10 protein-coding genes and 1 pseudogene are annotated in these 12,776 nt (G+C 58.4%); 5 read left to right on the top strand and 6 right to left on the bottom strand.

Annotation, left to right across the window (positions count from 1 at the left end):
- The first annotated feature begins 341 nt into the window (after window positions 1-341).
- The 5 genes from rfbF to SM765_RS20580 all read left to right on the top strand — a co-directional run bounded on the left by rfbF (window position 342) and on the right by SM765_RS20580 (window position 4,792).
- Window positions 342-1,109: a glucose-1-phosphate cytidylyltransferase gene (rfbF, locus tag SM765_RS20600; RefSeq protein WP_116560461.1), complete on the top strand. Its 768-nt coding sequence runs from the start codon at window positions 342-344 to the stop codon at window positions 1,107-1,109.
- A 200-nt stretch (window positions 1,110-1,309) separates the two neighbouring features.
- A complete protein-coding gene (locus SM765_RS20595) occupies window positions 1,310-2,524 on the top strand; it encodes a glycosyltransferase family 2 protein (RefSeq protein ID WP_368981786.1) in 1,215 nt (404 codons plus the stop codon).
- 19 nt (window positions 2,525-2,543) lie between these two features.
- Window positions 2,544-3,389 carry an NAD-dependent epimerase/dehydratase family protein gene (locus SM765_RS20590; protein ID WP_368981785.1) on the top strand — a complete coding sequence of 282 codons (846 nt, stop codon included), beginning with the start codon at window positions 2,544-2,546 and terminating at the stop codon, window positions 3,387-3,389.
- 27 nt (window positions 3,390-3,416) lie between these two features.
- Window positions 3,417-4,187 carry a cephalosporin hydroxylase family protein gene (locus tag SM765_RS20585; RefSeq protein WP_368981784.1) on the top strand — a complete coding sequence of 257 codons (771 nt, stop codon included), beginning with the start codon at window positions 3,417-3,419 and terminating at the stop codon, window positions 4,185-4,187.
- A gap of 374 nt (window positions 4,188-4,561) precedes the next feature.
- The gene (locus tag SM765_RS20580) at window positions 4,562-4,792 is read left to right on the top strand and encodes a transposase family protein (RefSeq protein WP_368981783.1); all 231 of its coding nucleotides are present in this window, start codon (window positions 4,562-4,564) and stop codon (window positions 4,790-4,792) included.
- Between the two features lie 78 nt (window positions 4,793-4,870).
- Here SM765_RS20580 and SM765_RS20575 read toward each other — a convergent pair whose 3' ends face one another.
- From SM765_RS20575 to SM765_RS20545, 6 genes and pseudogenes are all read right to left on the bottom strand, one after another.
- Window positions 4,871-5,896 (bottom strand): hypothetical protein, encoded by a 1,026-nt coding sequence (locus tag SM765_RS20575; RefSeq protein ID WP_368981782.1) that lies wholly within the window; start codon window positions 5,894-5,896, stop codon window positions 4,871-4,873.
- Window positions 5,896-7,644 (bottom strand): site-specific integrase, encoded by a 1,749-nt coding sequence (locus SM765_RS20570; RefSeq protein ID WP_368981781.1) that lies wholly within the window; start codon window positions 7,642-7,644, stop codon window positions 5,896-5,898. Before SM765_RS20570 ends, SM765_RS20575 begins: the two co-directional genes overlap by 1 nt.
- Window positions 7,645-7,758: 114 nt before the next feature.
- Window positions 7,759-8,133 carry a hypothetical protein gene (locus SM765_RS20565; protein ID WP_274840122.1) on the bottom strand — a complete coding sequence of 125 codons (375 nt, stop codon included), beginning with the start codon at window positions 8,131-8,133 and terminating at the stop codon, window positions 7,759-7,761.
- Window positions 8,134-8,498: 365 nt separating this feature from the next.
- Window positions 8,499-9,368: a hypothetical protein gene (locus SM765_RS20560; RefSeq protein WP_368981780.1), complete on the bottom strand. Its 870-nt coding sequence runs from the start codon at window positions 9,366-9,368 to the stop codon at window positions 8,499-8,501.
- Between the two features lie 3 nt (window positions 9,369-9,371).
- Window positions 9,372-11,426 carry an AAA family ATPase gene (locus SM765_RS20555; protein ID WP_368981779.1) on the bottom strand — a complete coding sequence of 685 codons (2,055 nt, stop codon included), beginning with the start codon at window positions 11,424-11,426 and terminating at the stop codon, window positions 9,372-9,374.
- Window positions 11,427-12,286: 860 nt separating this feature from the next.
- Window positions 12,287-12,623 (bottom strand): annotated as a pseudogene (locus SM765_RS20545) (helix-turn-helix domain-containing protein); the annotation flags it as partial.
- Window positions 12,624-12,776 lie beyond the last annotated feature (153 nt).

The following is a 12,776-nucleotide window of genomic DNA, read 5'->3' as shown; positions in this document are numbered from 1 at the left end:
GTCTTGCCGTCTGGGTCAGGAAACATGCTGCAGTTGACGGCTGCCGGTGATGCTGGACCTGTCCGCGATCCTTCCTGCTCCGGTTCTCACGTCTTGGTGATCCCGCAGGGCGCGGCACCTTGTGCAGCAGGCGGGCAGGGGTCTGCGGGGCGGCAGCGGTCGACTCATGATCCATCTTTGCAAGGGTTTCCAGCGCGGGATTTCCAGTACGGGGCTGATGTCTGAAGGCCTAGGAGAAAATGGTTACCAAACTCGAAACACCTCATCCGGGTAAAAGAAAATTAACCGCGTCCGCTTATCGCTAAATTTCAAGAGAAATTGAAAATGATGCGAGCAAGTGCATGAAAGTTGTTATTCTGGCCGGCGGCCTGGGCACCCGGATCAGCGAAGAATCCCACTTGCGGCCAAAGCCGATGCTGGAGATCGGCGGCAAACCCATCCTGTGGCACATCATGAAGTCCTACAGCGCCCATGGGCTGACGGATTTCGTCATCCTCTGTGGCTACAAGGGCCATATGATTAAGGAATATTTCACCAACTACCTGCTCTATAATGCAGATGTGAGCGTCAATCTGGGCACCGGAGAGTTCAATATCCTGAACCACTCCGCCGAGCCCTGGCGTATCACCATGCTGAGCACCGGTGAGCTGACCCAGACCGGCGGCCGCCTGGCCTATGCCCGGCCGTATCTGGACGAGACTTTCTGCCTGACCTACGGCGACGGGGTCTCCGATGTCGATCTGACCAGCCTGCTTGGCTTTCACTTTGCCGAAGGCCGTCAGGCAACGGTCACCGCAGTGCAACCCACCGGCCGCTATGGCAGCATCGAGATGGACGGCAGCGCCGCCACCGGGTTCGTGGAAAAACCGGCGGGCGACAACCACTGGGTCAGCGGCGGCTTCTTCGTCTGCGAACCCTCGGTGCTGGATCAGATCGAAGGACCAGAGACGATCTGGGAAAAGGGGCCGATGCAGAACCTTGCGCAGGAGGGGCAGCTGTCGGTCTACAAGCACCGCGGGTTCTGGAGCGCGATGGATACGCTGCGCGACAAGACCTATCTGGAAGGCCTGTGGAACAGTGATCAGGCGCCCTGGAAGACCTGGACCTGACCCATGTCAGATCCGCTTCTGTCCGCCTTGTCCCTGCCTGGCGCCTTTCACTACCGGCCGCAGCCGCATGAGGATACGCGCGGCAGTGTCTGGCGACTGTCCCGTACCGTGACCCTGGAACCGGCCTGTCTGGCCTCTCTCTCTTTGACTTCCGGCTTTGCAGCCGGACCCCCAGCACATTCGAACAGGAAACTTCACGTATGTCAGACCTGAAACTCAGTATCTGCATTCCAACATTCAACCGGGCCAGATATCTGGAGACGGTGCTGGCGCATCTGGAGAAGATCCTGCCGCAGCTGCCCTTTGAAACCGAAGTTCTGGTCTCTGACAATGCTTCCGAAGACAGCACCCAGGCTGTGCTGGAGGCGGCGCGGGAGCGGCTGCCTCTGCGAACCTTCCGGCAGGAGACAAACATCGGGGCGGTGCCGAACATTCATTCGGTGATGAGCGCGGCCAAGGGCAGGTATCTCGTCTATCTCGCGGATGACGACCGGCTACAGCCCGAGGCTCTGCAAAGTGCCATTGCGATGCTGGAGGCCACCCCCTCCGCCAGCGGTCTTTATGCCCCCTGGCAGATCAAGGATCTGGTCACCGGCGAGGTGCAAGCGCAATTCTACAGCCAGCCGCGCGATGTCACCATTGGTCAGGGCAAATATGCCCAGCTGCTGGAGCATATCGTAGAACACCGCATCTACTCGGAAATCTGCATCCTGCGCCGAGAGGCTTTCCGCGCCCTGCACCCGATCGCCACCGATATTGCATTCTGGGCCTTCACCATTCCTGCCGAATACCTGGGGGCGGGGGATCTGATCTATGCCAAGGACCCCTTCTATATCTCCGTCAGTCGTCACTTCGAAGGCGATACACGCTCGCAGCTGGGGTTCCGCGATGTCATGAGCGCCTGGGACATCTACCGCGGTGGCCTGGAGGTTCTCTATGGTCTGGCCCTGACCCATGGCGGTCTAACCAAGCCGGATATGGTTGCCAACTATCTGCGGATTCACCCGATCGAACGCATGCTCACGGGGCTGCGGCTGCGGGTGAATCTGGGCGCCGACCCGCTGGAAAACTATGCGCTGGCGGCGCGGCTGCGCGGGCTGGGGCAGGTCGATAACCTGCCTGTTCCGATGGCGCAGATCCGCAGTACGGCGGCGCTCTATTTTGCCTGTGTCAAACTGCCCGAGACCCTGCGGGCCGAGGGGGTCGCGGTCATCGGAGATTACCCGGAGGCCTCTTTGCAGCAGCTCAAGACCTTCACCATCCTGCCGGTCCGGCGCGTGACCGAGGCCGAGGGTATCACCGAGCGGGATGTCGTCCTCGATTTCGGTTGCGAGGAGGAAGCCTTGTGCGACGCCGCGCGGCACCGCGCGCTGGCGCATGTCACGGGCACCCAGCTGGAGCAGAAATTCGTATGAAGAGAGGCTGCGGGCAGCAATGATGCGTATCCTTCTGACTGGACCCACCGGATTTGTCGGCCGCGCTGTTACACGGCAGCTGCGCCAAGGCGGCCATGAGTTGTGTCATGTCATCCGGAAGGGTTCGGCCGGGCGCATCTGTGCCCCGGATCCCCGGGACCGCGTCGTCGAGGTCGAGGATCTCTTTGCGCAACCCGCCGATTGGTGGGCGGAAACTGCCCGCGGTTATGATCTGGTGCTGCACATGGCCTGGTATGCGGAGCCGGGCAAATACCAGACCTCGCTCAAGAATCTGCACTGTGTAGCCGGCACCATGGCTCTGGCCGAAGGCGCCCGGCAGGCCGGGGTGCCGCGTTTCGTGGGGCTCGGCACCTGCCTGGAATACGATCTGAGCGGAGGCCAGGCCTTCCAGGACACGCCGCTGGCGCCGGAGTCGCCCTATGCCGCCGCCAAGGCGGCCTGCGCAACCGCTCTGCAAGCGGCGCTGCCGCAAGCCGGTGTCTCCTTTCTCTGGGCGCGGCTGTTCTATCTGCACGGAGCGGAAGAGGACCCCCGGCGGCTGGTCGCCTCGCTGCATGCGCATCTGGCCGAAGGCCGTCCGCTGGAGCTTAGCAGCGGCACACAGATCCGCGACTTTATGGATGTCGATGCCGCCGCCGCCCTGCTGGTTCAGGATGCCCTGTCCGCGCGCAGCGGCATCAGCAATATCTGCAGCGGCACCGGCATTTCGGTGCGCGCCCTGGCCGAAAGCATCGCCGACCAATACGGCCGCCGGGATCTGCTGATCTTTGGCGCCCGCCCCGGCAATCCGGATGATCCGCCCTGCGTGATCGGCCACCGCACCGATGCCCCGCTTCCCATCTGATCCCCTATCGAGCAAGAGACTGACACCATGACCGACTTCAAAACCGAGATTACCGGCCGTATCAAGGAAATGGGTGCAAACCCCACCATTCAGACAACCGCGCTGGATTTCCTGCGCAGCTCCGCCAAGGCGCAGTATTCCTACAATTTCCACTGGATGGACCGCCCGATCATTCAGTACCCGCAGGACATCGTCGCCATGCAGGAGCTGATCTACGAGCTGCGCCCGGATCTGATCATCGAAACCGGCATCGCTCATGGCGGCTCGCTGGTGTTCTCCGCCTCGATGCTGGCCATGCTGGATATGGTCGATGCCATCGAAGCCGGGGAAAGTCTTGATCCGGCGGTCTCCAAGCGCAAGGTTCTGGGCATCGATATCGACATCCGCGCCCACAACCGCGCCGCCATCGACGCCCATCCGATGCGCTCGCGGATCGAGATGATCCAGGGCTCCTCGGTGGATCCCGAGATCATCAGCCAGGTCCACGATTTCGCGGCCGACTACAAGAAGGTCCTGGTCTGCCTCGACAGCAACCACACCCATGAACACGTCCTGGAAGAGCTGCGTGCCTATGCCCCGCTCACTTCCTCCGGCAGCTACTGCGTGGTGTTCGACACTCTGGTCGAAGACATGGAAGAGGACACCTATCCGGACCGTCCCTGGGGCAAGGGTAATAATCCCTATACCGCCGTGCAGTCCTATCTGCAGGAGAGCAACAGTTTCGAGACCGATAGCGAGATCCACGAACGCCTGCTGATCACCGTCGCAAAGGGCGGCTTCCTGCGGCGCATCGACTGACGCGGGATTTGCTCGGGAATAGATCACAGCCGGTGCGACTTACCCGCACCGGGCATAACGACCGGTCGTTACATTTTCGGTTGTTATTTATGTTCTGGTGGTGGTGCGGTGCGGCCATTGCAGAGGTCGGTGCCACTCTGCGGCGTGGAGTGAGTGAATGGGCAACTGCGCCGCATAATTTTAACGGGATAGATCGACATCAAACTCCTCCAATAGCTTTTTGTTGTGTGGTTCGAAGAGACCCCGAAACGAGGCCAACTCCGTTTCGGGACATGGAAGTCGCATATGGCCACGATGCACTGAACGGTGTGGGTTGCGGCTGAGGCCATGATGGCTTCTGAAGGTGGACAGTCCTCCTTGATCCCATCACCGTCATGCATCTGTTCTTGCCCGCCTTCGAAGACGTCCCCGATCCCCGCGCTGCGAACGCGCGGCATGACTTAGGCGAACTGCTCGTCATCGCTTTCGTGTCGGTTCTTTACGGCGCGACCTCCTGCGCTAAGATGGCAGCCTTCGGGCGAGCGAAGGAAAACGTTTTCAGGGGCTTCTTCAAGCTCAAGTACGCGGTCCCATCGCATGACATCTTCTTGGCATCAGTCAAATGATCTGGCGACGAACAATTTCGTCGGAGGTTATCGCGAGCTAGAGGTCTAGGCAGTCCGGTTCCGAATTTCCAAGTCTGGCTACTGCCGCTGAGGGCTTTTGGGCAAGGTCCTCGCTTGGATATTTCTGAGAATCTCCTGCGCCCGTTCGGCGCGGAAGCGTTGGGCGTGGACCTCGTAGCTCTTGGCGATCTGAATGCTGGTCTGCCCGCAGAGAATACGAGCCAGTTCGGCGCCATAGGCCCCATGTTTTGCCATTGCGTCATGTACGAGGGTGCGAACGATATGTGGGGCATGTCCTGTCGCCACTTTGAAGTTGTAGGCCAACGTTCGGGAAGAAAGATGCCGGTTCATCTCCGTGCCGAAGAGGGGCGTGCCGATACGTCCAGCGTATCGAAGATGCCCTGACCCGCTGTCGCCGTATAGCAGCAGGTCATCGAGATATGGCGTCAAGCTGTGATGGAGCGAACCATTATGACGATAATCCGATTTTCCAGACGTGAGGTTCAAGAACCAGCCGGTTTTACGACGCTCAATCTGCTCGCCGACAATCAGACCGGTGACATCCGAGATCCGAAGAGGAACCATGGATAGGAAAGCGAGAACAGCTGAACGCTGAAAATAGGTTCGCCGCCTGTTCATCGTGTCGGCCTGGCCCGCCTTCTTGCGCCATTTGACCCCGGCCTTTGCAACATCTCGCAGAGTGATGGGGCGCGCAGCCATCTTACGTACTTTGGTCGGGACCTCCCGCATCATGGCCTCGCGGTAAATTTCGCAGTCTTCCAGGATTAGGCGCCGCTCCGCCGTAGAATACTTCACCTCTTTCGCCATGGCTTGGACGCCCGAAAGGTAGGTCAGTCTCGTGCTGTTGCGAAGCTTGCGAGCGTCGAGGTCGTCGATGAAGACGGACAGCCCGTCGCGGGATAGCTCCAAGGGCAGGCCAGCTTTCTGGACCACAGCCAGGTATTGGCCAAAGGATACGATCGTTTTCTGGATCGATGCTTTTGAGTATCTGCGGCGGCCTCGGCGAGGCTTTTCGAAGCGCTTGACGGCGAGTTGAAACTTCCGGGGAAACTGTTCCAGGGGCAAGGATTTGCGTTCAGGCATCACGCAGCACCCCGCATCAGGACATTACTCTGGATCTGGGCAAGAAGTTTCTGGCCCTCTTCATGTTTGCGAGCCTGGTCGACGAACACGTAGTTTTTTCGGACGGTTGCCTCTGTGTCCCCCAGCAGGGCCGCGATGATCGCGTAATCAGCGCCCGGCTGGTTGGCCATGATTGTCGCCAAGGCGTGGCGAACCTGGTGCGGCGTCATTGGTACGCCTGCGCTGAGGGTGGCATCTCGCCAGATGGAGCGCAGGCGCGCATAGGACACCCCGCCAAAAAGCCGATCGGGCTGTCGAAGGTGAGGGGCGATGTGGGCTGCCAAGAGGCGCGGACGTACTTCGTGCGCGAACCAGGAGACGATTTCCTGAGGATCTCCACCACGCTTCGCAAGCAATGTGATGTAGTGGTGGGAGTACCCGTTCTTGACGATGTCAGGCGGCGTGGTCAGCACAAGGCCGCGTCGACGTCCATGGAGTTGGACATCTGCGCTCTCACCACCGTAAGTCAGCTGGAGGAGGGTGGAAATCCGCAGGGGCAGCGAGGTCCAGATCGCTGCAGCACAGGCCGCGATCCCCAGTGCGATGGCCGCGTCCTTTTCACGCTGGGATCCTGTTTCGTAGGCCTGCATGGCCTTCTTCGCCTTGTGAAAGAGCGCATTTGGTAAGTTGAAGAACGCAGCCTGCTTGTGGTGATCGAGCAGGAAGGCTTCGCACCAGCTACGCCGGGAAGTCGACATGGATTTGACGTTTTCGAATTCGCTGAAATCGCTAATGACTTCGGTCAGCGCTTCGGCATCATGACCGCTGCCGCGAACGAAGAGCTTCCAGTTGTTGACGTATTCGAACAATGTTGTCGGCTGTAAAGGCTCCCAGTGGAATTCACCATTCAATTCTTGCTCAATAACTTCCGCCAACAGTTCCGGATTGGCCATTTCGGATACCGAACGGGCCTGCTCGGGCTGGAGAAGGTCTGCGGTAACCATGGCCGTGTAGACATAGCTGACACCGCGCATCGCCTGCTCTGCGCGCGCAGGTGAACAGGCGCTCTTCCGCTTGCGACGGTGGCCTTTTCGTTCTCCCTGGATACGCGTCTGTTTCCAGGTCTCAGCCTCGCTGGACAAGGGTTCGGGAAGCGCAAGGCGGCGACAGTGCGTCCTGGATTTCTGCACCGGGATTCCAAAATCCGGAGACGTCTCAACAGAGAGGACATTTCGGTGCTTGTAGATCAGCTTGCTTGCAGCCTTGATGGATCGGTGGCGACCCGGCGTATCCGCCTTGTCCACAGCACCCTGGAGCCACGAGTGTAAAACCTCGATCGGGGCAAGAGATTCCTGGCGCGCAGCGTTTGCCAGGACTGTGACGGCAATCAGCTTCTTGGCAGGAACCCCTGCAGTTTCAAGGTCTGTCATAAGCTTGGACCAGTTATCGTCAGGGTCGGCGGTGGTGACCGGTTTGGCGGTGCCGAAGAATGCGGTCAAAGCGGAACGTACCTGTGATCGCCAAGCCGAGAATGACGACGTTGACTTGAACCCGACCGGCAGCTGTCGCACGGGGCCGCGGCCCCAGGTCTTGTCGAAGACCTCCAGATCCGCCGGGATCTGTTCCAAGGGAACGCCATAGTGCGACAGCTTTTTCATCTTCCGCACAGACCCTAGGACTTTCTTCTGGAAGGCTGGTGTGAACGGGTTATCGGTCTCGATCCAGTGGACCATGTCAGCGATTGTTTTCATGTATTTCAGGGTGTCCATCACGCATATTTCAAGTCAATCAAATAATTGATATATTTCCAAAGTGAGGCGTACAGCATAGAAAGTTTCGAAAAACATCTAACGGTGGTGTACACCTCACTTTTTGCCACATCCTCACCTTTGGTCAGGATCGGCAGTTTTCGTCTCACTTTTGCATTTTCGCATAGGCGGGAGCATGTAGCGGGCGGTGTGCTTGGTGAGCTTCACGACGTGAAGGCGACCTGCTTGCCCGTAATTGCGCACCGTCTGCGGTGTCACGCCCAGGTGATCCGCCAGCTCATCGGCACGCAGGAGAGGAGTCTTGAGGTCGATCTCGTGGTGGAGATCATCGGGAAGGTTTTCGATTTTTCGCAGAATTTCGCCCACGTGGTAGCGTGGGGATGTGTGAAAATCGGAAGTTGGGATCTCCGCATCGGCCAAGGCAATGCGGGCCGTGGCCCGGTCAACCCGCCAACGGCGGGCAATTTGAGAAATAGTCGTGTAGGTCATAGCCAGTCGTCCGCACAATTAATAAAGTGCGAACTCCGAGTTTTGTCTGACAAAAGACTGTATAGGCCGAGTTTGACAGGTCATCCAACAGAGTTCGCAAGACCACATCAGGCCGTGGTTAGCCCAAGACGTGCCTGCGAAAAGCAAGCAGCCTCAATCAAAAATCATGTTAGATGACCTTTAAGGCGATCCGCTCTACCGTCGGGGCCCGAGGCTCACTGAAGAACCTTGTCGCTGCTGAATATATTTCAACGATGATGTACTGTCTAGATGCCAAGATCCTGAAATTTTGCCCGTCCTAGGCGGGAAGGAGTGTACTGGACGCTGTAGAATTTCTGCTAGGAATTCCGACGTCTCCAAAGAGCTCAAATATTGACCCATCGTTCATCTCCACGCTGCCCTGCAAACAGAAAATCTGCGGCAGAAGCCGGAGACCTGAACTGGATCGCCTCGCCGACCACCAAGCCGGCAGGTCGTGTGAGGCAGCCGGGCTGCGCGCTAATTTGCCCGGGAAAGTAATATTTTCCGAATGTTTTGCGCGCATAAGGGTTCAGCCTGATCGCTTTCAGGTTTGGACAATGAGCGGAGACGCGTGACCCTGGAAGGAGATAGCACCACCCCCCTCGTTGCTGATGAAGGCGACCGTATAGCCGCTCTGATGGTGCTCCCATCTGATGTGTAGCGGCCAGCTCAAGGCGGGGGGATGTTTCATGCCTGTAGCGCGCGCGCAACCATATGTGATAGAAGATTTTCCCCGCTAATAAGTTGACCTCAAGCGGTGGGTTCCAAATTACAGGCGTCTCTCCCCTCGGCATGCCTTTGACATTGTCCCAGATTGCGTTGGGCAACCATCGCTGCCCGAATGTCATCAGGCCGGTCTCTAGGCACTCCAGTGTTTTTTTGCCCAAGCCGGGAAGTTCAAAGAGGAGGACAATATCGGCCCATCGGCGTTGGAATTTTTGTTTAAGGACTCGCTCGCGCAAATCCGTCCAAGATACGCCGACATAGATACGCAGGCATGGTGGGCTCAGGCGGATAAACGCATAAGCTCCTTCGGTCCCGTACAAAACTCCTGGCCAAGTTTTTTGGTACAGAGGGAATTTTATCGGCTCGACGATCTCGACAAAGTATCGGACTTCGTCGAGTTGCGAGGGCGAAATGCTTTCCGTCCCGACCAAGCGAGATTGGTCGGGGTAAACTAAGTCGGGGTAAACTAAACTGTAGTTCATATTCATCGTTTACTTGAAGCTCCTAAGCTGGATCAGCCAAGGCTGTAGCTCTTCGGCATTCATCTCGCGTCGGACGAGCAACTCTGCGGCAAGGCGTTCAAGCAGACTCCGGTGCGGTTGCAGGAGGTCACCCGCCATTCGCTCGAATTCCTCGAGCTTAACGCGCACACGATCCCAGTACTTCTCGGAGATCCGCGATATATCAGGTTCTCCAAGCCAGGCGGGACCGTGAATTCCGAGCCCTGCTTGTCGGTCGAAAAACATCTGTAGATGGGTCGCCTGCGCGAGATCGCTCCCTTGACCACCGCCGCCGCCGGCACTGACATTTCCAAGCACAAGGCGCTCCGCAGCACGGCCCGCCATGTGCATCATCATCTCACGCTCGAACTCTGCAAGCGTCGCCTCGCGGATCGCGGACCGCCGTATCGTATGTCCGTCCTCCTGTCCGACCACGACACGTTCGATTGCTGCCGTGCCGAGCAACATCGATGTGATCAACGCATGCCCAGCCTCGTGGACAGCGATCCGGCGCTCGACGACGGGGGGCTCCGACCGCCCGGCACTCAGCTGCGCTGCGAGATACTCTGTGGTGAACCTGGTCCCCTCGCGACGGGCCGCGGCCTTCGCCGCGCGCAACGTCGCGTCGATCTGGGCCGGCGTCTGGCCGACACAGCGGCGCGCCAGGGACGTCAGATCAATAGCTTCAGAAAGCTCTCTCTGCAGGATATTAACAATCTGCTCCAGCGGCGGTCGTCCCAGTTCGACGATCTGATCAAAACGGCCTGGCCGCCGGATCGCTGGATCAAGGGTGTCCAAAGCATTGCATGCTCCGAGCAGTATGGCACCTTCGAGCGCAAGGAACTTGTCGATTTCCCGGAGCAGCGTGTTGATCACTTGACGGCGGTAGTTGCTGTTGTGCCGATCACGGTTGTCACGGGCGCCAAATGAATCGACCTCATCGATGAAGACGATGCAAGGGCGGCGCGCCCCCGCGTCGGAGAATGTCCTGAGCATAGCAGAGAGCATGTCGCCGAGATGGCCTTTTGCCTGCCATTCGCCGACACTTGCAATGACGATCGCCACGTCCGCTGACCGCGCAATGGCCTGCGCAAGGACCGTCTTGCCTGTGCCTGGTTCGCCGTAGAACAGCAATGACCGGGGAATCTCGGACCAGCGCGCCGCACCCTGCTTGCCTGCCTGAATATCGGCGACGAGAGCTGCCGCCGCGCGATGTGCGGCTGACGAGCCGCCGATCTCTTCAAGTGTGAGGCCGTCCTTGCGCACGGAACGATCAGGCCGTGCCATATTCTGTAGCTTGCGGGCAGCTTCGAGTGCCGAAGGCGAGCGCAAGGCCATGATCACTGACGGGTAGTCGAGCTGCGCCAAAGTTGCATCGTCCGGAAGATGGTGCGCAACAGTCGTCCGCTCCTCTGTATCGGACAGATTGTAGAGCTCGCAGAACAGAGTCAGCATGATGGTGCGATCAACAGCCGCGAGGCGTTCCGCCTCTGGCAAGATGCGCTTGAGAGACGCAGACAGCTCCAGCCCGTCAGGCAGCAAGATCAAAACCGGGGCCGGGAAAGACAGTGCTTCGGTGATGCGGTTTTCGAATGCCACCTGCATCGCTGTGGAAACTTCTCCGGAATACTGCGTATCGGGCTTGCAGAGTTGCAGGACCGGCTCACTCGGCCGATGGGGGCTGCGCGTGTGGACCCGTATGTCGAGAGGCACCCCGCCATGTTTCAGAAGATACTCGATGCCGGGCAGTTCACGCGGCTTGATGCCGGTCCAGACAGTCACGCCTCCCGGGCGCCGAACCTGATTCTGAAATCGCTCCTCGGGCCCGAAACTGGCGGCGATACGGAAAAGCATGAGGAGGCGGCCAAGATGCGTATCCATGATGCCATCCGCCTGCGGATCCCGCTTGCGGCCACTATCCACATCCCAGAATTCGACCTCGTCGACAGGTCCGGGGGCGACGCTTTCACGCAGACGCCGAGCTAGTGTGAGGGCGTATGGTCGCCAAACAGGGGGGTAGTCATTGGGTGGGAAATACTGAGTCACGTTGCTCTCCTTGAGAGCGGCGCGCCCTATCCGAGATTCTCAGTGTCATCCATCCCCAAATTTTAACTATAAGCACATGATAAATATATATTTTTCATTTTCGCACACTTTGAAACGCTTGACTGAGATCGCTTTAATCGAACACGATGCAACATCCACCCTTATTCCACTGATCCAGCCGTGCCATCGGCTGATCAGCATCAGAAAATGAAGAAAGTTTTTTCGCATTTCGTCGTTGCTGGCGTGACTTCGCGTCACCTACCGCCATATACGGGCGGCGATGTCCTGCTCCTCGCGGCCGACGGCATTGGCATAGATCGCCGTGGTCGACAGCTGCGCATGCCCAGTCAGCGCTGCAGCATGTGAAGCGGCACACCCTGCACGGTGGTAAGCGGCGTCTGCCGGGCGCCGGGCTGTCAACTTGACGGCTTGAAGTTCCAGGGAGGAGCACGTCGAGCTGGCTGGCAGGGTGACCTGCAGCGATGGCTTCGAGGGTGGCCTTGAGATATGCCGCCGCACAATCAAAAGCCGTGAGCTCGCCCGGGACTCCCTGACGTGCTCGTCCGCACCAAGGGCTGGAACCTGTCAACCAGCAGGCACCGAAATTCCCAATGGGACGTGGACGGCGCATACGAACCATCAATCTGGATCAGCTCACCATAGCATTCGCGCCGTAAGCGAGGTTGATGGAAGGTCCGGCGCTGTTTCCGCGAGAGCCAGATGCCGTCTTCGATCATCCATTTTCGCACACTTTGAAACGCTTGACTGAGATCGCTTTAATCGAACACGATGCAACATCCACCCTTATTCCACCGATCCAGCCGTGCCACCGGCTGATCAGCATCAGAAAATGAAGAAAGATTTTCGCAAGGTCTCACGAGACACTGTGAACCCGTGATGCTCAGCCAGCTTCTCAGCTGCCAGTGTTGGGCCGAAATCCGGGTAATTCTCTTTAACCAGGCTCAGAGCATAATCGCGCTTTGCATGATGGATACGATTGTTTGGAGTTTTGCCACGCGCCTTATGCCGGATCGCTGAGGCGCCATCCTGCCGGTATCGCTTGAGAAGTCGGAACACTTGCCGCCGTGTCAGATTCAGCAGGTTTGCCGCATTGTCTACCGTCAGTCGACCATCATCGACCTGCGCCAAAACCTCAACGCGGTTCAACTCGCGCTCGCTCATCATAACCCATCCCATGTCCACTCATCCTTGCTACCGTATGCAAGGAGAGTGACACTTCTGCTTTGCTGATGGGTGACATTACTGCTTTGCGTGATGGCTCAAGGGTCGTTGCGACAGTATCCGCTATCTCAGTTTCATCATCTCTTCTCTGAACGCCTCGAGTGGGGT

This window comes from Pseudophaeobacter sp. 1A09344 (genome assembly GCF_041008745.1).
Classification (GTDB): domain Bacteria; phylum Pseudomonadota; class Alphaproteobacteria; order Rhodobacterales; family Rhodobacteraceae; genus Phycobacter; species Phycobacter gallaeciensis_A.
Note: the sequence above shows the minus strand (reverse complement) of the source record. Positions and strands in the feature narration are given on the sequence as shown.